The organism is Clostridium tetanomorphum (assembly GCF_017873215.1).
Classification (GTDB): domain Bacteria; phylum Bacillota; class Clostridia; order Clostridiales; family Clostridiaceae; genus Clostridium_AO; species Clostridium_AO tetanomorphum.
Genome location: NZ_JAGGKA010000014.1, coordinates 47,157 through 70,666 on the forward strand (window position 1 = coordinate 47,157; position 23,510 = coordinate 70,666).

The following is a 23,510-nucleotide window of genomic DNA, read 5'->3' on the forward strand; positions in this document are numbered from 1 at the left end:
GTATATGTTTTATCTTGATAGTAGTTTTATAATTTTAATACCAGCACTTATTATTGCTGGATGGGCTCAAATGAAAGTTAAATCTACTTTTAATAAATATTCCAGAATAAATAGTATAAATGGATATACTGGTGCGCAAGTAGCAAGAAAACTTCTTGATAGTCATGGACTTTTTGATATACCAGTTGAATTAGTACAAGGGAAATTAACAGATCATTATGATCCAACTAATAAGGTTATGCGACTTTCTTCAGAGGTCTATTATGGTACTTCTGTAGCTTCTATAGGAGTTGCTGCTCATGAAACAGGTCATGCGTTTCAACATGAGGAAAAATATTCTCCTTTAATTATAAGAAATTCTATAGTTCCTATAGTAAATTTTAGTTCCAATGTATCTTGGGTAATATTTTTTCTAGGTTTTTTATTTGGATTACCTAATCTTTTAAATATAGGAATAATATTATTTACTGCAGTGGTTGCATTTCAGCTAATAACTTTACCGGTAGAATTTAATGCATCTAATAGAGCATTGATGGTTTTAGAAAATAAAGGTATGCTTTATGGTGAGGAAATAGATGGAGCTAGAGCAGTTCTAAAGGCAGCTGCCATGACTTATGTGGCTGCGGCCATTACAGCTATAGCTCAGCTTTTGAGATTGATTATTTTAAGCAATAGTAGAAGAGATGATTAAAAAAGAAGGCTGTGTGGTTTTACCATACAACCTTCTTATGCTAAGAGAAATTGAGGTATATATATGGAGAATAGTAGAAAAATTGCTTTAGATATATTAGAGGAGATTTTAAATAAAAATGCTTACTCTAATATAGTTATAAATAATAAACTTAATAAAAGTAAATTATCTGATAAAGATAAAGCTTTAGTTACAGAGATAGTTTATGGAACATTGAAATATAAATATACTATAGATACAATACTAAATTATCATTTGAAAAATGGCATAAAAAATTTAGATAGTTATGTTTTAAATGTATTAAGAATAGGAATTTATCAAATAAGATATTTAGATAAGATTCCTTCTTTTGCAGCAGTAAATGAATGTGTAGAATTAGGTAAGAAAAAGTCAAAGGGAATGTCTAAGCTTATAAATGGAGTATTAAGAAATTATTTGAGAAGTATAAATAGAGATTATTGTGGAGAAAAAACTTTAGATAAGCTTTCTTTTAATTATTCTTTTCCAAAATGGTTAGTAAAGTTATTTATCAATCAATATGGAGAAGAAAGAGGAGAAAGTATTTTAAAGGGACTAAATTCGGTTCCAACTGTTACGGTTAGAATAAATAGCTTAAAAGGAAGTTATGAATATATTTGGCAAAGACTAGTATCCAATAATTATAATATTGAAGAAGGTATAGTATGTCCTGAAGGAATCAAGATAATAAAGGGAAGAAATATAGAAAATAATCCTTTATTTAAGGAAGGGTATATAACAGTACAAGATGAAAGTGCAATGCTTGTAGCTCCTGCTATGGATTTGAAAGATAATATGATAGTCTTAGATTTATGCAGTGCTCCAGGAGGAAAAACTACTCATATTTCTGAAATTATGAACAACACAGGTAAAGTATTGGCTTTTGATATTCATGAAAATAAGTTATCTTTAATAAAAGAGAATATTGATAGATTAGGAATTAATAATATTTCACTTAATACTATGGATGCTACCATATATAATTCTAGTTTGAATAAAACAGGGGATAGAGTATTAATAGATGTACCTTGTTCAGGCCTGGGAATTATAAGAAAAAAGCCAGAAATAAAGTATACAAAGGATAAAAAGTCATTAAACTCTTTAATAGAAATTCAAAGAAAGATATTAATTAATGCAGCTCGTTATGTAAAAGATAATGGCATAATTCTTTATTCTACTTGTACTTTAAATAAAGATGAAAATGAAGAAAATATAAAATGGTTTATAGATAAGTTTCCTCAATTTAAAGTTGAGCCTATTTTCTATGGAAATTTACAAAACTTAATTTATAGTGAGTTAGGTACATTAACCATATTACCAAATGAAAGCATGGATGGTTTTTTTATAGCTAAATTAAGGAAACAAGGATAGGTGATATAATGAAGAATATATTAGATTTTACTTTAGATGAGATAAAGATATGGATGAAAGAGAATAATGAAAGTGCTTTTAGAGCAAAGCAGGTGTTTGACTGGATATATAAAGGAGTTTATAATTTTAATAGTATGAAGAATTTATCTAAGTCTACTATAGATAAATTAAACGAGAATTTTTATTTTAGTATACCTGATATAGTTAAGAAATATAAATCAAAAGATGGAGATACTTTTAAATTCCTTTTTAGGTATAGTGATGGAAATATAATAGAGTCTGTTGTTATGAAATATAAACATGGCAACTCTATATGTATTTCAACTCAAGTAGGATGCAAAATGGGATGTAAATTTTGTGCTTCCACATTGGAAGGAATGGTAAGAAACCTTACTGCAGGTGAAATGCTAGGGCAAATCTTAAAAGCAGGAAATGATATAGGTGAAAGGATTTCTAATATAGTAATGATGGGGAGCGGTGAGCCTTTAGATAACTTTGAAAATGTAATGAAATTTTTAGAAATCGTAAATTCACCTGATGGTCTTAATATAGGACAAAGACATATAACTTTATCAACTTGTGGAGTAGTTGATAAAATATTAGAATTAGCAGATAGAAATCTTCAAATAACTTTAGCTATATCATTACATGCATCAGATAATGATATGAGAAAAGAGATAATGCCTATTGCTAGAAAATATAGTTTAGAAGAATTAATAAATGCATGTAAATATTATATAGATAAAACCAACAGAAGGGTAACTTTTGAATATGCTCTTGTAAAAGGAGTAAACGATAGTGAAGAAAATGCAGAGAAATTAGGAAAACTTTTAAAAGGAATATTATGCCATGTGAATTTGATTCCTGTAAATGAAATAAAAGAAAATAATTTAAAAAAATCATCCACCGAAGACATTAAAAAATTTAGTAATATATTAACAAAAAAAGGCATACAAACTACTATAAGAAGAGAAATGGGAGCAGATATTGATGCTGCATGTGGTCAGCTAAGAAGAAGCTATATAGAAGAAAAAAATAAAAATTAAAGAGGTGTAATATTATGGTGGGTATACTTTCAGATGTAGGAAATTACAGAAGTATTAACGAAGATTCTGTTGGTTATTATAAGGATGAAAATATAGGAGTATATGTAATTGCAGATGGTATGGGAGGACATAATGCAGGAGAAGTTGCTAGTAAATTAGCTGTAGATACTATTATAGATTATTTTAAAAATGCTAAAGACATAGAGAGCATACGAGATGAGATAGAGAAATCTATTATATACGCTAATGAAAAAATATATAATTTATCTAAAAAAGAAGATGGACTTAATGGAATGGGAACTACTGTAACTGCATCAATTATTAAAAATAACAAAATGGTGGTAGCTAATGTTGGAGATAGTAGTTGTTATATAATAAATTTGCAAAATGAGATTATTAAAGTCACAAAAGATCATTCATTAGTTCAGCAGTTAGTTGATAATGGAAGTATAACAGAGGAAGAGGCGGTTAGTCATCCAAATAAAAATATTATTACAAGGGCACTAGGAACAAATTCTTTTGTTCAGGTAGATACTTTTGAGTTAGAACTTGCCAATGTTAAGAAAATAATATTATGTACGGATGGATTAACAAATGATATTTCTCCTCAAGAAATGTGTGATATAATAATAAAAAATAGTAACAAGGAATCCTGTAAACTTCTTATAGATATGAGTAAAAGGAATGGTGGAAGAGATAACATATCAGTTATTGTATTTGAAGGAGAGTGTAAAGATGATAGGTACTTTACTAGGAAATAGATATGAACTCTTAGAGAAAATCGGTGAAGGTGGCATGGCAGAAGTATATAAAGCAAAATGTCATTTACTTAATAGATATGTGGCAGTTAAGATTTTAAAGGAAGAATTCTCTAAGGATGCACAATTTGTTGAAAAATTTAAAAGGGAAGCTACAGCTGCAGCAAGCATCTCAGATAATAATATTGTAAATATATATGATGTAGGTTCACAAGATGGAATAAATTACATTGTAATGGAGTATGTAAAAGGTAAAACTTTAAAAGAAGTTATACGTGAAAAAGGGAAATTAGAAATAGATGATGCAGTAGATGTTGCTATTCAAATTGCTAAAGCATTGCAATGCGCTCATAGAAATAATATTATACATAGAGATATAAAGCCACATAATATATTGGTAACAGAAAATGGACTTGTAAAAGTAACAGATTTTGGCATAGCTAAAGCCACAAATTCTGTTACTATAACTAATACATCAAAGGTAATGGGATCTGCTCATTATTTTTCACCGGAACAAGCAAAAGGGAGTTTTGTAGATTGTAGAACTGATATTTATTCATTAGGTATTGTTATGTATGAAATGGTTACAGGGAAAGTACCTTATGATGCAGAAAGTCCTGTATCAGTAGCTCTAAAACATATTCAAGAGCAAGTTATACCACCTAAAAATTTAAATCCATCTCTTTCAAATAGTTTTAATAATATAATATTAAAATCTATTGAAAAAGAACCTATAAGAAGATATCAAAATACTGATGAATTATTATTAGATTTAAATAAAATTAAAAATAATGAAAATGTAAATATAAATTTTTCACATTTGGATGACGATAGAACAAGAGTAATGGATGCGGTAAAAGTTAATGATAGACTAAATAATAAATCTTTTGATGAAGAGGATTATGAAGAAGACGATGAAGAAGATGTGAAAAATCCTATGGATAAAAGAAAGAAAAATATAATAGTTTTTATAACTGCAGTTATTTTATTTTTAGCAGTAGGATCTGCTTCAGGATATGTTATATACAATAAATTCTTAAATCCTAGTGCATCAGCTAAAAGTGTTGTTGTACCTGATATAATAGGAGCGACTAAAGAAGAAGCCACTAAACGTCTTGAAGAAAAAAAATTGATTTTTCAAATGGGGGGTACAGAAGAAAATGATAAACCAGAGGGAACTGTTATAAGTTGTTTCCCTAATGTAGGAACTTCAGTTAAGCAAAATAGTGAAATTAGAGTTATACTTAGTTCTGGCAAAGAAAAACCAGCAGTGCCTGATTTAAAGGAAATAGATTTAGAAGTAGCTAAGCAAATTTTAAGCAAATATAATTTAAAAATTGGAAATGATATTAAGTATGAATATAATGATAATGTACCTAAAAATTCTATCATAAGTCAAAATCCAAACAAAGGAGATAAAGTGGAAGAAGGATCAACAATATATGTGGTGGTAAGTAAAGGACCTGAAATAAAATATTCCACTGTACCTAGTTTAAATGGAAAAACTTTAGAAGAAGCTAGAACTTTACTTGCAAATTCAAACCTTAAATTAGGAGCGCAAAAAACAGCAAATACAAAAGATAAAACTCTAGATGGTAAGATATTTGAACAAAACATAGAAGCACTTACACAAGTTAAAGAAGGAACCACTGTTAATATAACCTACTATGTGTATAAAGAAGAGGAGAATCCAAACCCTGATGAAAATATAGATAAAAACGGCGATAATGGAAATAACACAGAAAATAATAATGAAAATAATAGTGAGAATAATAACAGCGGTAATAATGATCAGAATAATAATGATAGTAATAAAAACAAAGGTAACAGATGAAATGAAAAGAAGATTAGAAACAGTAAATTTAAATTTTAACCAGGAGGAAATATGCAGGGAATTATTATAAAAGGTATCGGTGGATTTTATTATGTAATGATGGAAGACAAGATTATAGAATGCAAAGCAAGGGGGAAGTTCAGACATAGTGAACTTACCCCTATGGTAGGTGATAGAGTTGAAATTAATATAAGTGGAGATAAGGGAACCATAGATAAGATTTATGAAAGAGAAAATATGCTTATAAGACCTGCAGTAGCAAATGTTACTCAATCCTTAGTGGTGTTTGCTTTAAGAAATCCAGATATAAATGAAGATTTGTTAAACAGATTTATAATGCTTTGCGAATACAATAGATTAAAAGTAGTAGTATGTTTTAATAAAACAGATTTGCTAAAGAATCCAGAAGAAGAAGAGATAGTTGCTATGATTAAAGAAGCAGGGTATGAAGTTTTATTTCTAAATGCAAAAGCAGGTGAAGGAATAGATAAAATAAGAGAAAGATTAAAGAATAATGTTACAGTATTATGTGGGCCATCAGGAGTAGGAAAGTCAACTATTTTAAATAGTTTAGCTAAAAGAAATGTTATGGAAACAGGAAATATTAGTGAAAAACTTAAAAGAGGAAAACATACTACAAGGCATAGTGAACTTATAGAGATAGAAGGAGGATTTCTAGTAGATACTCCAGGATTCTCTTCTTTAAATACAGATTTTATAGAAAAAGAAAAGGTTCAATTATGCTTTCCGGAATTTGAAGATTACTTAGGACAATGTAAGTTTACTGGTTGCTTGCATTACAAAGAACCAAAATGTATGGTAAAAGAAGCCATGGAAGAAGGTAAAATAAATAAAAAAAGATATGATTTTTATATTAAAATCATTGAAGAAAAGATAAAGGGGAGAAATAACAGATGATAAAGATAGCACCATCAATATTATCAGCAGATTTTTCAAAATTAGGAGAGGAAGTTAAAGCGTTAGAAAATAACAATGCAGATGTAATTCATATAGATGTTATGGATGGTATGTTTGTGCCTAATATATCTTTTGGAGTACCTATAATAAAAAGTATCAGAAGTATAACAAAATTACCTTTTGATGTACATTTAATGATTGAAGAACCCGGAAGATATATAGAAGACTTTGTAAAAGCTGGTGCAGATATAATTACTGTACATTATGAGGCTGATAAACATATAGATAGAACAATAAATTACATAAAAAGTTTTGGAATAAAGGCTGCTGTAGCTTTAAATCCAGCTACTCCAGTAAGTGTTATAAAAGATATAATTCCATCATTAGATATGGTTTTAATAATGTCTGTAAATCCTGGATTTGGTGGACAAAAATATATAAGTTATGCGTCAAGCAAAATAAAAGAAGTTAAAGAGTTAAAAGAAAAATATAATACAAACCTTCTTATTGAAATAGATGGAGGGGTAGATGTACATAATATAAAAGAAGTGGCAGAAAGTGGTGCTGAACTAATTGTAGCAGGATCAGCAGTATTTAAAAATGGAAATATAAAAGAAAATATTTTTAATTTAAAAGAGGCTGCAAAATGAAGGCTTTAATAGTTTCAGGAGGGAATCCGCCTTCTTTTTCAATAATTGAAGAAGAAGTGAAGAAATGTGATATAATAATTTCAGCAGATAAAGGAGCAAATGTTCTTTATCAATATGGAATAAAACCTGATTTGATTGTTGGAGATTTTGATTCTATAGAAAAACAGGTATTAGAACATTTTAAATTGCTAAATGGAATTATTGAAAAATTTCCTGAAGAAAAAGACTTTACTGATTCTCATGCTGCTTTACAAAAAGCTATAGATTTAGGGGCAAAGGAAATAAGCTTATTAGCTTGTACTGGAAGCAGAATAGATCATTTACTAGGCAATATTGGATTATTGTATGAAAGTTTAAAACTTGGTGTTCAAACCTATATTAGAGATAATAACAATCTAATAAGGTTAGTAGATAAACCTCTTTGGATAGAAAGAAAAAATTATAAATATTTTTCTTTGCTTAGTTATGGAGATGTAGTTAAGGGAATTACTATAACTGGAGCAAAGTATCCTTTAAATAATTATAATTTGAAATTAGGAGAATCTTTAGGAGTGTCTAATGAGGTGTTGAATGAAAAAGCATATATAGATTTTAAAGAAGGATTGCTTTTTGTAATTCAGAGTAATGACTAGTAAAATAAAGTTTAATTTTTATATAAATTAGTTGTTATATAAAAGGCTAATGGTAAAATACATTTTATCACTAGCCTTTTATAAAATTTAATATTTGTAATAAATTTACAATTAATCATAATTAATTTATGGTTTAATGATATAATTATATATGAGGTATAAATTATGGAACATGGGGGATATGAATGAATTTAAATAAAAAAGTTGTAACTATAGGAATAGGAATACTAGTAATTTTATGGATAGGAAATATATTTTATTATAAGCAGCATATATTAAAAGAACCTATTTTTTTAAAGCATTATTGCTGTATTAGTCAAGGTAGAGATAGATTTAAATTGGTTTATATTGAAAATATAAATTCAAAGGAAAAAATAGTGTCTATTAAGTTACCTGAAATTGGAGAAGAATTTATAGATTGGGGAGAATACCATAATAATGATGATGGAATATATTATAGGATGAAAAGTATAGTTGTAAGGATTAGTGAAAAAGATATTGAAAAATATAAAAATAGATTAATTACTAAGGCTGAAATTTATTTTTCAGATGGAAAGAATATGAACGTGGATATAGGTAACATATATTTATGTGATGATAGAATAGATGAAAGACTTTTTCATACAGAAAGCGCTTCTTCAAGTAGTGATAATATTGGAGAAAGTACGCTTATGCTAGAAAGAGATATGAAAATAAATGGAGTTGAGTCAAGATTTCCTGAAATTATAAATGATATAATAAAAATTAAAATAAATGATACTCTATTAAAGGATGTCAAATTTCCTATGAAATTAAAAAAAGGAGATAAATTTAATGTAAGTTATAGTTTTAAATTCAATAAAGATGATATAAGAAAAAATTATATATATGATGTTCCATTAGATATTATTTATGAATATTCTAATAAAACTAAAAGATTTACTGCTTGTTTTGCCAAATATAGGATTCAATCTCCACAGAATATTAATATTAAGGCTTTAATAAATAAAAAGGAGATAAATTAAAAATGTATGATTCAGGGTATAATAGGTTGTTTTGGGGAATGATATTTATAATTTTTGATATAAATCTTGAAAATATTAATATTTTACCAAATTTTGTAGGGTATATCCTTATATACTCAGCATTAAATATACTTATTTCACAGCATGAAATTTATGAAAAAGGAAAAATACCATCAATGATTTTAATTATTCTAACATTAAAGGATATAGTGTACACTGGTAAGGATAGCCTTTTATCAGAACAGTTTCAAAGTATAAATATTTTTGGGATGATAACTGGCTCAATAATTTCTATTATCAATATATATTTAATCTACATTATTTGTAAAGGGATATATTATCTTGCCATAGATAGAGGAATGGAGAAATTGAAGAATAGTATTGAAATAGGATGGAAAAGTTATTTTATTATAGCAACATGTATGATGTATTCTATACCCTTCTTTTTAAATTTTTCTAGAAAGTTTAATATTTTTGTTACTATATTAGCAATGATAAATTTAGGTATAATGATATATTTAGCAGTATTATTTAGAAGATGTAGATTATCGTTAAAAGAATAAATTAACTACAATTTGTTGTTAATGGATAATCACCCTTTTAAAAAGTTTGCATATAATATTAGCATAAGTGATACGAGGGGATAATAATATGGCTAAATGGTGTAAATGCAAAAAAAACATAGGCTTAATTATAGCTTCAATAGGCACAGGTATAATTATAACTTTTATTATCCCAATATGGGGATGGATTATAGCTGTAGGTGGCGGACTCATTTATGCAGGATGGTATTTAAATAAACACTGTAAATAATTATTGAGGTGATATATTTATGAAGATTGTTGCTATTAAATTACCAAAATTTTTATCATCGCTTATTAAGATTATATTTAGAAAATAAAAAATATAACATAATGAATATAAAAGACATATAGTAATAATTATTTCTACCATATGTCTTTTATATGTGCTAAATAAAAAATGCAATTGGTTTAGCAATTGCATTTCCTATATTATATAGCACGCTGTACCTTACCGGAACGTAGGCATCTTGTGCAAACATGTATAGTTTTAGGTGTTCCTTCAACTATAGCTTTTACCTTTTTTATGTTTGGAGCCCATGTTCTTTTTGATTGACGGTGTGAGTGACTATATTGTACACCAGCTACAACGCCTTTTCCACAAACTTCACATTTTCTTGACATCGAAAACACCTCCTTTATATTGAAAAGAGTAAAATCCTCTCAATTTAGACCTATATTATTTTAGCATACAATATATAAATTTTGCAAGTATAATATAAAAAAAGACAATTATACTTTATGCTTATGGCAAAAGTACTATAGCAATTTTTCTTATTTCCTTGAATAAATTCCATATTTAATATAAAATATGTTTGAGGCTTTATGCATAAGGAGGGTTAAATTATGATAGGTAACATTTCAAATGATTATGGATATATTAATTATTCTGAAGATGTATTAGGTAATATTATAGGAGTATCAACTATGGAATGCTATGGAGTAGTTGGAATGGCTTCTAAAAATGCTACAGATGGATTATGGGAATTGTTGAGAGGAGAAAATTTAAGCAAAGGTGTTAAAATTCATGCTAAGGAAAATAAATTAAATATAGAATTATATATAATAGTAGAATATGGAACGAAGATATCTGTAATTGCAAGTAATATAATACAAAAGGTACGATACAATGTTGAAATTTATACAGGATTGAAGGTTTCAAGCATTACAGTGAATGTTCAAGGGGTTAGAGTCTAAGGAGGTAACTTACAATGGAATACTTAAAGATTGATGGGCAGTGTTTTTACAACATGGCAATAAACGCTAGCAATAAATTAGAACAGGAAAAAGAGTATGTAAATGCTTTAAATGTATTTCCTGTTCCTGATGGTGACACTGGAACAAATATGTCCATGACTTTTAAATCTGCAGTTACAGAAATTCAAGGAATGGAAAAAGAAACTATAGGTAAAATTGCTAAAAGTTTAGCTAAAGGTGCGCTAATGGGTGCAAGAGGTAATTCGGGAGTAATTTTATCACAAATATTTAGAGGAATTGCTAAGGGATTAGAAGATAAGGTTCAGGTTAATGCACAAGAATTTGGAAATAGTATAGTAGAAGGTGCAAAATCAGCTTATAAAGCTGTTATGAGACCTACAGAAGGAACTATTTTAACTGTAATAAAATCAGCAGGAGAAGCAGCAGCAAAAAGTAATTTTAAAAACATTACAGAACTTATGAAGCATATATGTGATGAAAGTGAAGTTACTTTAAATAAAACTCCGGAAATGTTGCCAGTTTTAAAGCAAGCAAAGGTTGTGGATGCTGGTGGAGCTGGACTTTTAATTATACTTAAAGGAATGGAAGAAGTATTAGAAAAAGGATTAAGTTCTTTAACTATAAATAAAGGAGTAGAAAAAAGTTCTAACATTTCTGCTGCTAAAACTTTAGGCAATCAAGACATTAAGTTTGGATATTGTACTGAGTTTTTTATAATGTCTGATAAAGTTAATTTAGAAGGATTTAAAAAAGATTTAGAGCCTCATGGAGATTCCATGATAGTTGTAGGTGGAGATGGATTAGTAAAAGTTCATATACATACTAATGATCCAGGATTAATTTTATCAAAAGCCATTAAGTTAGGACCTTTATCGAAAATTAAAATTGATAATATGAGAGAACAGCATAGACACATTTTAGAGGATGAATATCCACTGAAAGATGAGAAAGATGTAAATGATTTAGTAGAAGAATCTATGAAAAAAAAGGAATATGCTTTTGTAGCTGTGGCATTGGGAGAAGGTATAACTAATATATTTAAGGATTTAGGAGTAGACTTTGTTATTGAAGGCGGACAGACAATGAATCCAAGTACAGAGGATATATTAAATGCCATAAATAAAATTAATGCAGACAATGTATTTGTTTTACCGAATAACAAAAATATAATAATGGCAGCAAAACAGGCCGCAGAATTGTCAGATAAAAACGTGTATGTTATTGAAACAAAAACTATTCCACAGGGAATAACAGCTATTACATCATTTAATGGAGAGGCTGAGGTTTTAAAGAATGTTGATACTATGAAAGAAGCAATTAAAAATGTTTCTTCTGCATCAGTAACTTATGCTGTGAGAGATACCGAGATGGAAGGCAAAGTTATTAATGAAGGAGATTTTTTAGGACTTAGAGAAGGGAAGATTAAAGAAATAGGTAGAGGGTTATTTCAGCTTTGTGAGAAATTAATTGAAGATATGGTTACAGAAGATAGTGAGCTTATAACAATTTTTTATGGTAAGGATGCTGAGGAAGAAAAGGTTAATGAATTTGTAGAAAAATTAGAAGAAAAATATACAGATTTAGATATTCAATGTTATAATGGAGAACAACCATTATATTATTTCATTTTATCTGTAGAATAAAAAAAGCCATATGGCTTTTTTTATTCTATATTAAATTATGAAACGTTGGAGTGATATTATGGATGTGTACAGTAACATTAACTGTATAAAAGGTGTAGGACCAAAAACAGAAACTGATTTAAATAAATGTGGAATTTATACAGTAATGGATTTACTATTATACTTTCCTAGAGATTATAAGAAAGTTTTGTTATATAATGATTTAAACAGTGTAAAATCAAGAGATGAGGTTATTTTATTTGGGAATGTAGTAGAAATAAGAAAAGATATAAGAACAAGGACTGGTAAGATTTTATCTACAGTAGTATTTGAGAAAGATGATAGCTTATTTAAATGTAAGTGGTTTAATCAACCTTATATTAAAAATTACTTTAGAATAAATAAAAGCTACATTTTAAAAGGAAAAATAGACATATTTAATGGAGAAAAAATTATAGTTAATCCCACAATATTAAAAGATAAAGATATAGATTTAAATAATAAAAAGGAAACTATAATGCCTATATATCCATTAAGAGGGAATATTAAAAATAATACAATTGCTAAGTTAATAAAAAAAGTTTTAAGCTTTATAGAAATAGAAGAAAATTTACCTGAATGGATTATTGAAAAATATAGATTTTGTTCTTTGGATAAAGGAATAAGAAATATACATAATCCTATAAATAATGAAATTCTTTACGAAGCAAGAAGAAGACTAAAATTCCAAGAACTTTTTACCTACTCTCTTAAAATACTTATGCTTAAAGAATATAAAAAAATAAATACAGAAGGTATATCCTTTAATATAGTACCTGAACTTAAAGAATTAAAAGACAAATTACCTTTTAAGCTTACTAATTCACAAAGTAAAGTAATAAGGGAGATACTTTTAGATAGTAAAAGACCTATACAAATGAATAGGCTAGTTCAAGGAGATGTAGGGAGTGGAAAAACTATAGTTGGAATTCTTTCTATGTTTAATGTAGTTAGAAATGGTTATCAAGCAGTTTTGATGGCACCTACTGAAATATTAGCACAACAGCATTATAAGGAAGTAAGTAAGATATTAAATGACTTTAATTTAAATATAAGGTTATTAAGTGGAAGTACTCCTAAAAAAGAAAAGGAACAAGTAAAAAAAGAATTAAAAGAAGGAAAAATAGATATAATAATAGGGACACATGCGTTAATAGAGGATGATGTAGAGTTTTATAAATTAGGTTTTGTAATAACAGATGAACAACATAGATTTGGGGTAATTCAAAGGAGCAAATTGTTCAATAAAGGGACTAGTGTAGATGTTCTTGTTATGACTGCTACACCTATACCAAGAACTTTAGCATTATATTTATATGGAGATTTGGATGTGTCTATAATAGATGAACTTCCTCCAGGAAGACAAAAAATTGATACGTATTGTATAAATAAAAAAGAAAAAGGAAGAGTATATTCTTTTGCTTTAAAAGAAATACACAAAGGCAGACAAGTTTATATAGTTTGTCCATTAGTAGATGAAAATAATGATTTAGATTTAACTTCTGTTCAATTTTTATATGAAGAGTTAAAAAATAAATATTTTAGAGATATAGATATAGCCATATTACATGGCAAAATGAAGCCAAAAGAAAAAAATGATATAATGAATAAATTTAAAAACAATGAAATAAAAGTTCTTATATCAACTACTGTAATAGAAGTAGGAATAAATGTACCAAATGCAACTTTAATGATAATAGAAAATGCGGAGAGATTTGGTCTTGCACAACTACATCAGTTAAGAGGAAGGGTAGGAAGAGGAGGAGAAAAATCCTATTGTATACTTATAGCTGATATTAAAAATTCCATTACTAAAAAGAGAATGGAGACTATGGTTAGTAGTAATGATGGGTTTTATATAGCAGAACAAGATTTGAAAATAAGAGGTAGTGGAGAGATATTTGGATTTAGACAGCATGGAGAGGAAGGATTTATATTATCAGATATAATGGAGGATATAGACTTACTTAAAAAATCTAATTCAGAAGCCAAAAAGATTATAAGTAGTCAGGATGAAAAAGATAAAAAGATTATAAAATATATTTTATGTAAAATAGATAATAATTCCAAATATATTTGTTTTAATTAAAACTCTATTTTTATATATTATATTGAAAAATTATAAATAATTACTTGAGTATTTCTATAGAATAATGGGGAATATAATTATACACCGATGTTTTACTAGAAGTAAAAATCGGAGGTGTTTATGCCGTGGATAAAGGAAAATATTTAAAGGATGATGAAACAGCAATATCTAAAGATGAAAAAGCTTTACAAAAGTTGCATTATGAAGTAGGCAATGATATAAATCCAGAATATATTAATAATGGATACTTAAGAGGAATTACTTCATGGGAAGATGGAACTATGGGAGGATTTATGGTAAAAAGAATGACGGAAATGGCACAAAGATATATTGTTGATAAAGATGATTAAATAAAACAAGGAAGGTATTTTACCTTCCTTGTTGCTGTGTATATGGTAAAATATCTTTGTATAAAAGAGATAAATATGCTAAAATATTATAGGTATATACCAAAGGAAAAAAATTCAAGGAGGAAATAGTATGAGAATTATCGCAGGTCTTGCTAAAGGCAGAAAAATATTGTCTCCAGAAGGTATGGGAACAAGACCTACTCTAGATAGAGTAAAGGAAAATATATTTAATATAATACAACATAATGTATATGGGACTAAGGCACTAGATTTATTTGCAGGGACTGGGAGTTTAGGTTTAGAGGCAGTAAGTAGAGGAGCCAAGGAATGTTATCTTATAGATAAAGGAGACCAAACATTCAAATATTTACAAGAAAATGTTAAGAATTTGAACTTTGAAGATAAGTGCAAATGTTTAAATGTAGATTCTTATGGAGCATTAAAATATTTTGTAAAGAATCAGATAAGTTTTGATCTTATTTTTATAGATCCTCCATATGCAAAAAATATGATTCCACCAGCAATGGAGATCATTGACCAAAATAATATTTTAGATAAAGATGGATTAATTGTAACTAAAATTGATTCTTCAGAGGAATTATATAATGGAACAGACAGAATTGTAATGATAAATCATAGGAAATATGGAAATACTACAGTCTGTTTTTACAGGTATAAGGAGGACTAAAATGAATATTGCTGTTTACCCAGGAAGCTTTGATCCTATTACTAATGGACATTTAGATATTATTAGGAGAGCTTCAAAGGTATTTGATGAAGTTATTGTAGGAGTACTAGTAAATCCAGACAAAAAAGGACTATTTGCTATAGAAGAAAGAGTTGAAATTATAAAAGAAGTAACTAATGACATTCCTAATGTAAAAGTTGAAAGTTTTAGTGGACTTTTAGTTGATTTTATGAATGAAAGGGATATAAAAGTTATTATTAAGGGACTTAGAGCAGTATCTGATTTTGAATATGAATTTCAAATGGCTCTTATGAATAAAAAATTAAATCCAAACATAGAAACTTTATTTATGATGACAAATGCTAAATATTCATTTTTAAGTTCTTCATCAGTAAAGCAAGTTGCCATGTTTGGCGGATGTATAAAGGGACTTGTACCTGATATTATAGTAGATGATGTAATGAATAAGATAGAACATAAATAGGGGGATATAACTATGGATGTAATGAAATTATTAGAATATCTTCAAGAGATAATTGAAACTTCGGGAAAAGTTCCCATGACAGGGAAAATTATGGTGGATAAAAAAGAGGTTTTGGAAGTTATAGATAAAATAATAAATTTTCTTCCTCCGGAATTTAAAAAGGCTCAATGGATATTGGAAGAAAAAGAAAGAATTTTGGGAGAAGCAATAAAAGAAGCTGAAACAATGAAAAAGGAAAATATAGAATTGATTAAAAGAAAAATAGAAAATCATGATATTACAAAGGAAGCCAAAATAAGAGCTCAAGAAATAATTGCTTCTGCCCAAAGAGATGCTAAAGTTATGAGATTAGGTGCCAGAGATTATGCAGATGAAGTACTTTCTGGACTTGAAAAAGAAATAACTAAAAATAGTGAAGGAATGCTAAATAAATTACATGACGAAATGGAACAATTCTTAATTAAAATAAATTCAGAAGTTAATTCCACTTCGTCAATTATACGAGATAATATTAAAGAGTTAAGGGATATGAAGAAGTAACTTAGTAAATATGCTTTTTAAAGTTATAAATCATAATTGGTAAAATAAATAAAAGTAATGAAATTAAAACGAAGATTCCGTTAATATTAAAAAGTATGGAAGTATTTTGCTTAAAGGTAAAGGCTGAATTTTCTTTATAAAATAGGCAATATAATATATATGAAATAATAGAGGAAATTATTCCTTGAAATACTTTATATTTTATATACCTAATTAATGAAAAATTATGTTTACTCATAAAAGAATTGCATTGCAATACTATGCAAATACCACTAAATCCCAATAAAAATCCAATAAATATTATTTTTATTCCATAACCTAAATTTAAAGATGAGATAATATTACATCCATTTGTCATTTCAATTAACCCAAGAGTAAGCCCTTCTATAATGCCATGTGGCACTTTTAAATTTTTATAAATATTATCTAAGATTATATGAAAAATATAACTATTTCTTAATATATTATTTATAACTGAAAATAATACTATGAAACCTCCTACAGATAAGGAGGTTTTTATTCCATTTTCTATAGAAGATTTTAATGTATTTCCTAGATTAATATTTGAAGAAGGAAAAAGCATTTTAGAATTATTGTGTTTCAGTGAATCATATCTAACAGGTATAATAAAACTTATTATAAGAGAAGAAAGATAACTTCCTATTAATAATATGTATCCTATATAAGTGTTACCTAACATAGATGTACCTACAGTTCCAATAATAAATAAAGGGCTAGCAGTTGAAGCAATGTTCAATAGTCTTTCACAAGTTTTAAAATCTATTATTTTTTTTTCATATAGTTCGCAACTATATTTAGCTCCTAAAGGATATCCGCATAAAATACTTACTATTATGACGAAACTGCAGTTCAAAGGCAAACTTAAAGGAGAGCATAGTATTTTACCAAAGGCTTTAGAATAAATATATACTCCATTACAGTTCATTATAATATTACATATTACCAAAAAAGGAAAAAGAGAAGGAAATACTTTATAAAAAAATAAGGAAGCACCAGATATACATCCTTTAATACATATATTGGGATTTAAAACAAAACTTATTATAATTAATGAACAGATTATAGTAATTATAAGAGATTTATCTTTAAATAATAAAGCTAACAAAACAAATACACATATTATTAAAATATATAATAGAATTCTCACCGTATCTCCTTTAATTAATAATGTTTTAATACATATATATTTTAATCTTAATATTTTATTACTATAATATAATTGGTTTTAGTTTATAATCTGCTAATGGGTCTATACTTTTGTTTAGTAAGCTATAGCATTTAGTAGCCTTAATATCTAGATCCAAAACTGGATCTATTTGTTTAGGTATTTTAGTATAAACTGGTATATTAGAATGTTTCTTCATTTCTTTTAATATTTTCATTCCTATTTTATTAAATCCTAAAACCCTGGCATAGGGGCAAGAATTTTGTCTTAAATTTTTCGTATCTAAGAGCTCAAAACCTAAAAAATACTGGCATAATATTCTATTTATTCTTGTATAAGTATAACGTTTTGTTTTTATTTCAAGTATCAAATCTTCTAAGGAAATGGCTTTATCTAGTGCGGAATATATTCTATTATGAAGTCCTTCAGATATATCGGGAATGTTTTCTAAAGAATTTTTATCTAAAAAATACTTATATTTAATAAAATCTAGCAAAGAATCTTCAAAGACAAAAGTGTATTTATCTTTGCTAAGTGTATCTATTATATTTAAAACATTGTTTGGAAGATATTTTTCTAGTAAGTTTAAGTTATTATTGTTTTTGATATAATGTCTAATAGAGGTTGCACTGGAATAAAATTCATTTAATTCCCTGGAATTGTAAGCGTTTCCTTCTCTTTTTACAGTTAGAGGAATAATTTTGCTATTGATTTTTAATAAATTTTTGCAGTATTCTATGGCCAAAATATTGTTAGAAGAGGTTAAAAAATTGTTAAAGTGAAAACAGGTTTTTTCATTATATACTAAATATTCTCGCAATGCTTCAGTTCTGGCAGTGGGAAAAGATAATCCATTATTTAGGTGTGATTTAAGTAGAGTTTTATATTCATTTGATTCCTCATATAGAACTTTAGCTATTTCTAATATATTATTAATGTCTCCAACTTCACTACCAAAGCAAAGGTTACTAACTACTCCTATGTTATTAAGTAGACTTACTGCTCCTAATGCGAAAAACTCAGCAGAAGATAAGCTATATAAAACAGGAAGTTCTAATACTAAATCTACTCCATTTAATAAGGCCATTTTTGTTCTATTCCATTTATCTATAATAGAAGGAACTCCTCTTTGTACAAAGTTACCACTCATTACAGCTACTATACCGTCACAATTTGTAAATTCTTTAGTTTTATTTATATGATATAGATGGCCATTATGAAAGGGATTATACTCAACTATTACTCCTGATATATTCAATTTAAAACCTCCTATTGTTTATAATATAAATTTTATGGTAATAATTACTTAAAATAGATTAACAATATTATATACAAGTTTTTGAAATATATAAAGAAAATATTAATTTAAAATAGAAATTAAGAATAAACTTTGACAATAATTTAACACTTTTTTTGAAGAATGCTATACTTTTTAAAAAAATTCTGTCAATAATATGTATATATCCTTGTTAAGAGTAGAAAAATTTTTTAACATAACACTTGAAAATGTCACATAAAAAGTCTTATATTATATATGTGTGTAGTTTAAAATTAACCGAAGGGAGAAATTCGAAAATGAAATTAATGGAAGAAATTTGGAAGAAAGCCCAAGATAATAAAAAGAAAATTGTTCTTGCTGAAGGTGAAGAAGAAAGAAATATTAAAGCTTGTGAAATGATAATAAAGAACAAGCTTGCAGATATAGTACTTGTAGGTAACGAAGAAAAGGTTAAGAATAAAGCAAAAGAATTAGGAGTAAGCGTAGATGGAGCTAAAATAGTTGATCCTAAAACTTCAGATAAAACTCAATCTTATGCAAAAACTTTATATGAATTAAGAAAGAATAAAGGAATGACAGAAGAAAAGGCTGCAAAAATTATATTAGATCCATTATACTTTGGAACAATGATGGTTAAGATGGACGATGCAGATGGTATGGTATCCGGTGCTATACATACAACAGGAGATCTTTTAAGACCTGGTCTTCAAATTGTTAAGACTGCTCCAGGAGTATCAGTAGTATCAAGCTTCTTTATAATGTTAGTTCCAGATTCAAAATATGGCGAAGATGGATTATTATTATTTGCTGATTGTGCAGTAAATCCTAACCCTAATTCAGATGAGTTAGCTTCAATAGCTATAACTACTGCAGACACAGCAAAGGATTTATGTAATATGAATCCAAAAGTTGCTATGCTTTCATTTTCAACAATGGGAAGTGCTAGTCATGAATTAGTTGATAAAGTTACTACAGCAGCTAAGGTAGCTAAGGGAAGAAGACCAGAATTAGATATAGATGGAGAATTACAATTAGATGCAGCTATAGTTGAAAAAGTTGCTAATTTAAAAGCTCCAAATAGTTCAGTAGCAGGCAAAGCTAATGTTTTAGTATTCCCTGATCTTCAAGCAGGAAATATTGGATATAAATTAGTTCAAAGATTTGCCAATGCTGAAGCAATAGGACCTATAACTCAAGGTTTTGCAAAGCCTATAAATGATTTATCAAGAGGATGTAGTGCAGAGGATATAGTGAATGTTGTTGCCGTAACAGCAGTTCAAGCGCAAACTAACTAGTTAAGTAAAGAGAATTCTATTTATTATAATTAAATATAAAAAATGAAGGAGAGATTTAGAATTGAAAATACTAGTAATAAACTGTGGTAGTTCATCATTAAAATATCAGCTAATTGACATGGAAAATGAAAATGCATTAGCTAAAGGATTAGTTGAAAGAATTGGAATCGAAGGTTCAATACTTACTCAAAAATCAAATGGAGAAAAATATATAATAGAGCAGCCAATGAAAGATCATAAAGATGCTATAAAATTAGTTTTAGATGCTCTTGTAGATAGCAAACATGGTGTAATTAGTGATATGTCAGAGATATCAGCAGTAGGACATAGAGTTGTTCATGGTGGAGAAAAGTATGCTAAATCAGTTTTAATAGATGATGAAGTTATGAAATCTTTAGAGGATTGTATAAAGTTAGCGCCACTCCATAATCCACCAAATATTATTGGTATAAATGCATGTAAAGCTTTAATGCCAAATACTTCAATGGTAGCAGTATTTGATACAGCTTTTCATCAGACTATACCTGAATATGCTTATATTTACCCTATACCATATGAATTATACAAAAAATATGGTATTAGAAAGTACGGTTTTCACGGTACATCACACAGATATGTATCAAGAATGGCAGCTGAAATGATGGGAAAAGACATAAAAGATTTAAAGATAATTACTTGTCATCTTGGAAATGGAGCGAGTATTTGTGCTGTTGATGGAGGAAAATCAGTAGAAACAAGTATGGGATTTACTCCACTTGAAGGAGTAGCTATGGGAACAAGATCTGGTAGTATTGACCCTGCTATTATTACATTCTTGATGAAAGAATTAAATTTAACTATAGATGAAGTAAATAATCTTATAAACAAAAAATCAGGTGTTTATGGAATATCTGGAGTTAGCAGTGATTTTAGAGATATAGAAACAGCAGCAGAAGAAGGAAAACATAGATCAAAACTTGCTTTAGATGTATTCCATTATAAAGTAAAGAGGTTCATAGGTTCTTATGCAGCAGCTATGGGCGGAGTGGATTGTGTTGTATTTACAGCAGGTCTTGGAGAAAATGCTCCTTTAAGTAGAGCAGAAATATGTAATGGATTAGAGTTTTTAGGAATAAAAATTGATGATAAGAAGAACAATGAAGGAAGAGGCTTTGCTAAAGTTATAAGTACTGATGACTCAAAAGTAAAAGTTTTTGTTATACCAACAGATGAAGAACTTATGATAGCTAGAGATACTGAAGAAATAGTAGAATAAGTTAAATAAGTGGGAAAAAATTTTCATCTTTTAACAAAAAATAAATAAAACTTGACTTTTAATCATCATCTTTATATAATAAATTGTGGTTAATTCATTGAGGTGAGTGTTATGAAAATTGATGTATCTGACTTATTAAAAAAGAAAATCATAAAAAGAAACATTGACCTTATAATTGAGGAAAAGGATTTTTATGATGGAGCAGAATACCTCAGATATTTAGAACCTATTAAATTTGTAGGAAAGATAAATTTAGCAGGAGAATTTCTAACCCTTCAAGGTACTGCAACTACCAAAATAGAGCTAACTTGTTCTAGATGTTTAGAAAAGTTTAGTAAAGATATAGAGATTGAAGTTAACGAAAAATTCTCTAGTGATAATGCTAATAAAGATGATGATTACATCTTTATAGATAGTGATGCTATTGACATCACAGAAATTATTGAAAATAATATTACATTATCTTTACCGATTAGGAGGCTTTGCAAAGAAGAATGTAAGGGATTATGTCAAACATGCGGAACTAATCTTAATCATTCACGTTGTAATTGTAAAAATGAGGATATAGATCCTAGATTAGCAAAGCTAAAAGAGTTGTTTTCATCTAATTAAGGAGGTGTTTACTATGGGAAATCCAGCGAGAAAATTTTCAAAAGCTAGAAGAGATTCAAGAAGAGCTCAAACTTTTAAATTAAGTTTACCAGGAATAGTTGAATGTCCTCAGTGTCACGAAATGAAACTTGCACACAGAGTTTGTAAAAGTTGTGGATACTATAAAGGTAAAGAAGTTGTTGCAACTGAAAAATAAAGAAAGTCTTTTGACTTTCTTTTATTTTTTTACTATTATCATTTCCAAGTATATTGTTTTTAGTAAGGAATTGTTATATACTTTTAAATTATGACAAGTAGTCGAATTTCTATTTAAAAGGAAGTGAACAAAAATGATAATAGCAGTAGATGGAATGGGAGGAGACTTTGCACCTACTGAGGTAGTGGCAGGGGTAATAGAAGCTATTAAAGAATATAATGATTTAAATATTATAATTACTGGTCCAGAAGAAATAATAAATAAAGAATTGGGTAAATATAATTATGACAAGAGTAAAATATCAGTAGTCCATGCAGCAGATGTAATATCCACAAATGAGAGTCCAGTTATGGCCATAAGAAGAAAAAAGGATTCAAGTTTAGTTAAAGCTTTAAATCTTGTAAAAGAAAAGAAGGCTCATGGTATTATTTCAGCAGGAAGTACTGGTGCATTTATGGCAGGTTCTTTATTTGTTATAGGAAGGATAAAGGGAATAGATAGACCAGCTCTAGCTCCAGTTATGCCAGGTAAGAATGCTCCTTTTATGGTTATAGATGTGGGAGCTAATGCTGAATGTAAACCTAAAAATTTAGTGCAATTTGCATTGATGGGTAAAGTATATTTTGAAAGAATATTAAACATTAAAAATCCTTCAATAGGTTTGGTGAATATTGGGGTAGAGGAAGAAAAAGGCAATGAATTAACTAAAGCAACTTACCCTTTATTAAAAGAATCTGGACTAAATTTCATTGGAAATGTAGAACCTAGAGAAATACCCACAGGAGATGTAAATGTTTTAGTATGTGATGGATTTGTTGGAAATACAGTGCTCAAAATGTATGAGGGTACAGCTTCAAATTTATTTCATATAATTAAAAGTGAAATGATTAGTTCGTTTTCTGGAAAAATAGCAGGATTACTATTAAAACCTGTATTCAGAAATATAAAGAAAAAATTTGATTATAAAGAATATGGTGGGGCTGCATTTCTTGGGGTAGAAGGCATATGTGTAAAGGCTCATGGATCATCTGACAAAAAAGCATTTAAAAATGCTGTAAGACAATGTATTAATTTTCATAACAATAATATTATTGGGCACATTAAAGAAGATTTAATAAAAATAAATGAGGCTTAATAATATTGACGGTATGACT

Annotated in this window: 27 protein-coding genes; 24 read left to right on the top strand and 3 right to left on the bottom strand. The window is 28.0% G+C overall.

What is annotated here, in order from left to right; genetic code table 11:
- Positions 1-4 precede the first annotated feature (4 nt).
- The 12 genes from J2Z24_RS13715 (at position 5) to spoVM (ending at position 9,823) form a co-directional block, all read left to right on the top strand.
- Positions 5-691, top strand: coding sequence for a zinc metallopeptidase (locus J2Z24_RS13715; protein ID WP_035148483.1), 687 nt, complete (start codon positions 5-7; stop codon positions 689-691).
- Positions 692-754: 63 nt separating this feature from the next.
- A complete protein-coding gene (rsmB, locus tag J2Z24_RS13720; RefSeq protein ID WP_035148485.1) occupies positions 755-2,080 on the top strand; it encodes a 16S rRNA (cytosine(967)-C(5))-methyltransferase RsmB in 1,326 nt (441 codons plus the stop codon).
- Between the two features lie 8 nt (positions 2,081-2,088).
- The gene (rlmN, locus tag J2Z24_RS13725) at positions 2,089-3,126 is read left to right on the top strand and encodes a dual-specificity RNA methyltransferase RlmN (protein ID WP_035148491.1); all 1,038 of its coding nucleotides are present in this window, start codon (positions 2,089-2,091) and stop codon (positions 3,124-3,126) included.
- Positions 3,127-3,140: 14 nt separating this feature from the next.
- On the top strand, positions 3,141-3,887 hold the full coding sequence (locus tag J2Z24_RS13730) for a Stp1/IreP family PP2C-type Ser/Thr phosphatase (RefSeq protein ID WP_035148493.1): 747 nt from the start codon (positions 3,141-3,143) through the stop codon (positions 3,885-3,887).
- Positions 3,862-5,718, top strand: a complete 1,857-nt coding sequence (pknB, locus tag J2Z24_RS13735) for a Stk1 family PASTA domain-containing Ser/Thr kinase (protein ID WP_035148496.1) — start codon at positions 3,862-3,864, stop codon at positions 5,716-5,718. The genes J2Z24_RS13730 and pknB overlap by 26 nt, the downstream gene beginning before the upstream one ends.
- A gap of 51 nt (positions 5,719-5,769) precedes the next feature.
- On the top strand, positions 5,770-6,636 hold the full coding sequence (gene rsgA, locus J2Z24_RS13740) for a ribosome small subunit-dependent GTPase A (protein WP_035148497.1): 867 nt from the start codon (positions 5,770-5,772) through the stop codon (positions 6,634-6,636).
- Complete coding sequence (rpe, locus tag J2Z24_RS13745; protein ID WP_035148500.1) at positions 6,633-7,286, top strand: ribulose-phosphate 3-epimerase; 654 nt, start codon at positions 6,633-6,635, stop codon at positions 7,284-7,286. Before rsgA ends, rpe begins: the two co-directional genes overlap by 4 nt.
- Positions 7,283-7,918, top strand: a complete 636-nt coding sequence (locus tag J2Z24_RS13750; RefSeq protein ID WP_035148503.1) for a thiamine diphosphokinase — start codon at positions 7,283-7,285, stop codon at positions 7,916-7,918. The genes rpe and J2Z24_RS13750 overlap by 4 nt, the downstream gene beginning before the upstream one ends.
- 185 nt (positions 7,919-8,103) lie before the next feature.
- Positions 8,104-8,922 carry a hypothetical protein gene (locus tag J2Z24_RS13755; protein WP_035148505.1) on the top strand — a complete coding sequence of 273 codons (819 nt, stop codon included), beginning with the start codon at positions 8,104-8,106 and terminating at the stop codon, positions 8,920-8,922.
- A 2-nt stretch (positions 8,923-8,924) separates the two neighbouring features.
- A complete protein-coding gene (locus J2Z24_RS13760; RefSeq protein ID WP_035148508.1) occupies positions 8,925-9,485 on the top strand; it encodes a hypothetical protein in 561 nt (186 codons plus the stop codon).
- 88 nt (positions 9,486-9,573) lie between these two features.
- Positions 9,574-9,735, top strand: coding sequence for a hypothetical protein (locus J2Z24_RS13765; RefSeq protein WP_173680263.1), 162 nt, complete (start codon positions 9,574-9,576; stop codon positions 9,733-9,735).
- 19 nt (positions 9,736-9,754) lie between these two features.
- Positions 9,755-9,823, top strand: a complete 69-nt coding sequence (spoVM, locus tag J2Z24_RS21960) for a stage V sporulation protein SpoVM (protein ID WP_111947565.1) — start codon at positions 9,755-9,757, stop codon at positions 9,821-9,823.
- A 112-nt stretch (positions 9,824-9,935) separates the two neighbouring features.
- Here spoVM and rpmB read toward each other — a convergent pair whose 3' ends face one another.
- Positions 9,936-10,127 carry a 50S ribosomal protein L28 gene (gene rpmB, locus J2Z24_RS13775; protein WP_027623420.1) on the bottom strand — a complete coding sequence of 64 codons (192 nt, stop codon included), beginning with the start codon at positions 10,125-10,127 and terminating at the stop codon, positions 9,936-9,938.
- A gap of 222 nt (positions 10,128-10,349) precedes the next feature.
- On the opposite strand from rpmB, the gene J2Z24_RS13780 reads away from it, so the two are divergent.
- The 7 genes from J2Z24_RS13780 to J2Z24_RS13810 all read left to right on the top strand — a co-directional run bounded on the left by J2Z24_RS13780 (position 10,350) and on the right by J2Z24_RS13810 (position 16,533).
- The gene (locus J2Z24_RS13780; protein ID WP_035148511.1) at positions 10,350-10,700 is read left to right on the top strand and encodes an Asp23/Gls24 family envelope stress response protein; all 351 of its coding nucleotides are present in this window, start codon (positions 10,350-10,352) and stop codon (positions 10,698-10,700) included.
- Positions 10,701-10,714: 14 nt separating this feature from the next.
- Positions 10,715-12,364: a DAK2 domain-containing protein gene (locus J2Z24_RS13785; protein ID WP_035148512.1), complete on the top strand. Its 1,650-nt coding sequence runs from the start codon at positions 10,715-10,717 to the stop codon at positions 12,362-12,364.
- Positions 12,365-12,422: 58 nt separating this feature from the next.
- Entirely contained in the window at positions 12,423-14,471 is a 2,049-nt protein-coding gene (gene recG / locus J2Z24_RS13790; protein WP_035148514.1) for an ATP-dependent DNA helicase RecG, read from the top strand.
- 125 nt (positions 14,472-14,596) lie between these two features.
- On the top strand, positions 14,597-14,821 hold the full coding sequence (locus tag J2Z24_RS13795) for a small, acid-soluble spore protein, alpha/beta type (RefSeq protein ID WP_035148517.1): 225 nt from the start codon (positions 14,597-14,599) through the stop codon (positions 14,819-14,821).
- A gap of 130 nt (positions 14,822-14,951) precedes the next feature.
- Positions 14,952-15,509 (top strand): 16S rRNA (guanine(966)-N(2))-methyltransferase RsmD, encoded by a 558-nt coding sequence (gene rsmD / locus J2Z24_RS13800; protein WP_035148520.1) that lies wholly within the window; start codon positions 14,952-14,954, stop codon positions 15,507-15,509.
- 1 nt (position 15,510) lies between these two features.
- Positions 15,511-15,993: a pantetheine-phosphate adenylyltransferase gene (gene coaD / locus J2Z24_RS13805; protein ID WP_035148523.1), complete on the top strand. Its 483-nt coding sequence runs from the start codon at positions 15,511-15,513 to the stop codon at positions 15,991-15,993.
- A gap of 12 nt (positions 15,994-16,005) precedes the next feature.
- Positions 16,006-16,533 (top strand): hypothetical protein, encoded by a 528-nt coding sequence (locus J2Z24_RS13810; RefSeq protein ID WP_035148525.1) that lies wholly within the window; start codon positions 16,006-16,008, stop codon positions 16,531-16,533.
- Between the two features lies 1 nt (position 16,534).
- Here the strand turns inward: J2Z24_RS13810 and spoVV are convergent, their stop codons facing one another.
- Together spoVV and J2Z24_RS13820 are read right to left on the bottom strand one after the other, a co-directional pair.
- Positions 16,535-17,701: a dipicolinic acid transporter SpoVV gene (gene spoVV / locus J2Z24_RS13815; RefSeq protein ID WP_035148526.1), complete on the bottom strand. Its 1,167-nt coding sequence runs from the start codon at positions 17,699-17,701 to the stop codon at positions 16,535-16,537.
- 61 nt (positions 17,702-17,762) lie between these two features.
- Entirely contained in the window at positions 17,763-18,977 is a 1,215-nt protein-coding gene (locus J2Z24_RS13820) for a nucleotidyltransferase (protein WP_035148528.1), read from the bottom strand.
- A 317-nt stretch (positions 18,978-19,294) separates the two neighbouring features.
- Here J2Z24_RS13820 and pta point away from each other — a divergent pair, with 317 nt between their 5' ends.
- The 5 genes from pta to plsX all read left to right on the top strand — a co-directional run bounded on the left by pta (position 19,295) and on the right by plsX (position 23,491).
- Positions 19,295-20,293, top strand: a complete 999-nt coding sequence (gene pta, locus J2Z24_RS13825; protein ID WP_035148529.1) for a phosphate acetyltransferase — start codon at positions 19,295-19,297, stop codon at positions 20,291-20,293.
- 61 nt (positions 20,294-20,354) lie between these two features.
- On the top strand, positions 20,355-21,548 hold the full coding sequence (locus tag J2Z24_RS13830; RefSeq protein ID WP_035148530.1) for an acetate kinase: 1,194 nt from the start codon (positions 20,355-20,357) through the stop codon (positions 21,546-21,548).
- A gap of 111 nt (positions 21,549-21,659) precedes the next feature.
- Positions 21,660-22,160 (top strand): YceD family protein, encoded by a 501-nt coding sequence (locus J2Z24_RS13835; RefSeq protein WP_035148532.1) that lies wholly within the window; start codon positions 21,660-21,662, stop codon positions 22,158-22,160.
- A 13-nt stretch (positions 22,161-22,173) separates the two neighbouring features.
- Positions 22,174-22,356, top strand: a complete 183-nt coding sequence (gene rpmF, locus J2Z24_RS13840) for a 50S ribosomal protein L32 (RefSeq protein ID WP_035148534.1) — start codon at positions 22,174-22,176, stop codon at positions 22,354-22,356.
- A 133-nt stretch (positions 22,357-22,489) separates the two neighbouring features.
- Complete coding sequence (plsX, locus tag J2Z24_RS13845; RefSeq protein WP_035148537.1) at positions 22,490-23,491, top strand: phosphate acyltransferase PlsX; 1,002 nt, start codon at positions 22,490-22,492, stop codon at positions 23,489-23,491.
- Positions 23,492-23,510 lie beyond the last annotated feature (19 nt).

Coding starts and splice junctions, on each gene's coding strand:
- recG (WP_035148514.1), top strand. CDS start 12,423: ATGGATGTGTACAGTAACATTAACTGTATAAAAGGTGTAGGACCAAAA.
- J2Z24_RS13715 (WP_035148483.1), top strand. CDS start 5: ATGTTTTATCTTGATAGTAGTTTTATAATTTTAATACCAGCACTTATT.
- rsgA (WP_035148497.1), top strand. CDS start 5,770: ATGCAGGGAATTATTATAAAAGGTATCGGTGGATTTTATTATGTAATG.
- J2Z24_RS13835 (WP_035148532.1), top strand. CDS start 21,660: ATGAAAATTGATGTATCTGACTTATTAAAAAAGAAAATCATAAAAAGA.
- rsmB (WP_035148485.1), top strand. CDS start 755: ATGGAGAATAGTAGAAAAATTGCTTTAGATATATTAGAGGAGATTTTA.
- pta (WP_035148529.1), top strand. CDS start 19,295: ATGAAATTAATGGAAGAAATTTGGAAGAAAGCCCAAGATAATAAAAAG.
- J2Z24_RS13730 (WP_035148493.1), top strand. CDS start 3,141: ATGGTGGGTATACTTTCAGATGTAGGAAATTACAGAAGTATTAACGAA.
- J2Z24_RS13780 (WP_035148511.1), top strand. CDS start 10,350: ATGATAGGTAACATTTCAAATGATTATGGATATATTAATTATTCTGAA.
- rpe (WP_035148500.1), top strand. CDS start 6,633: ATGATAAAGATAGCACCATCAATATTATCAGCAGATTTTTCAAAATTA.
- rpmF (WP_035148534.1), top strand. CDS start 22,174: ATGGGAAATCCAGCGAGAAAATTTTCAAAAGCTAGAAGAGATTCAAGA.
- J2Z24_RS13750 (WP_035148503.1), top strand. CDS start 7,283: ATGAAGGCTTTAATAGTTTCAGGAGGGAATCCGCCTTCTTTTTCAATA.
- pknB (WP_035148496.1), top strand. CDS start 3,862: ATGATAGGTACTTTACTAGGAAATAGATATGAACTCTTAGAGAAAATC.
- coaD (WP_035148523.1), top strand. CDS start 15,511: ATGAATATTGCTGTTTACCCAGGAAGCTTTGATCCTATTACTAATGGA.
- J2Z24_RS13765 (WP_173680263.1), top strand. CDS start 9,574: ATGGCTAAATGGTGTAAATGCAAAAAAAACATAGGCTTAATTATAGCT.
- J2Z24_RS13785 (WP_035148512.1), top strand. CDS start 10,715: ATGGAATACTTAAAGATTGATGGGCAGTGTTTTTACAACATGGCAATA.
- rlmN (WP_035148491.1), top strand. CDS start 2,089: ATGAAGAATATATTAGATTTTACTTTAGATGAGATAAAGATATGGATG.
- J2Z24_RS13810 (WP_035148525.1), top strand. CDS start 16,006: ATGGATGTAATGAAATTATTAGAATATCTTCAAGAGATAATTGAAACT.
- rpmB (WP_027623420.1), bottom strand. CDS start 10,127: ATGTCAAGAAAATGTGAAGTTTGTGGAAAAGGCGTTGTAGCTGGTGTA.
- rsmD (WP_035148520.1), top strand. CDS start 14,952: ATGAGAATTATCGCAGGTCTTGCTAAAGGCAGAAAAATATTGTCTCCA.
- plsX (WP_035148537.1), top strand. CDS start 22,490: ATGATAATAGCAGTAGATGGAATGGGAGGAGACTTTGCACCTACTGAG.
- J2Z24_RS13760 (WP_035148508.1), top strand. CDS start 8,925: ATGTATGATTCAGGGTATAATAGGTTGTTTTGGGGAATGATATTTATA.
- J2Z24_RS13755 (WP_035148505.1), top strand. CDS start 8,104: ATGAATTTAAATAAAAAAGTTGTAACTATAGGAATAGGAATACTAGTA.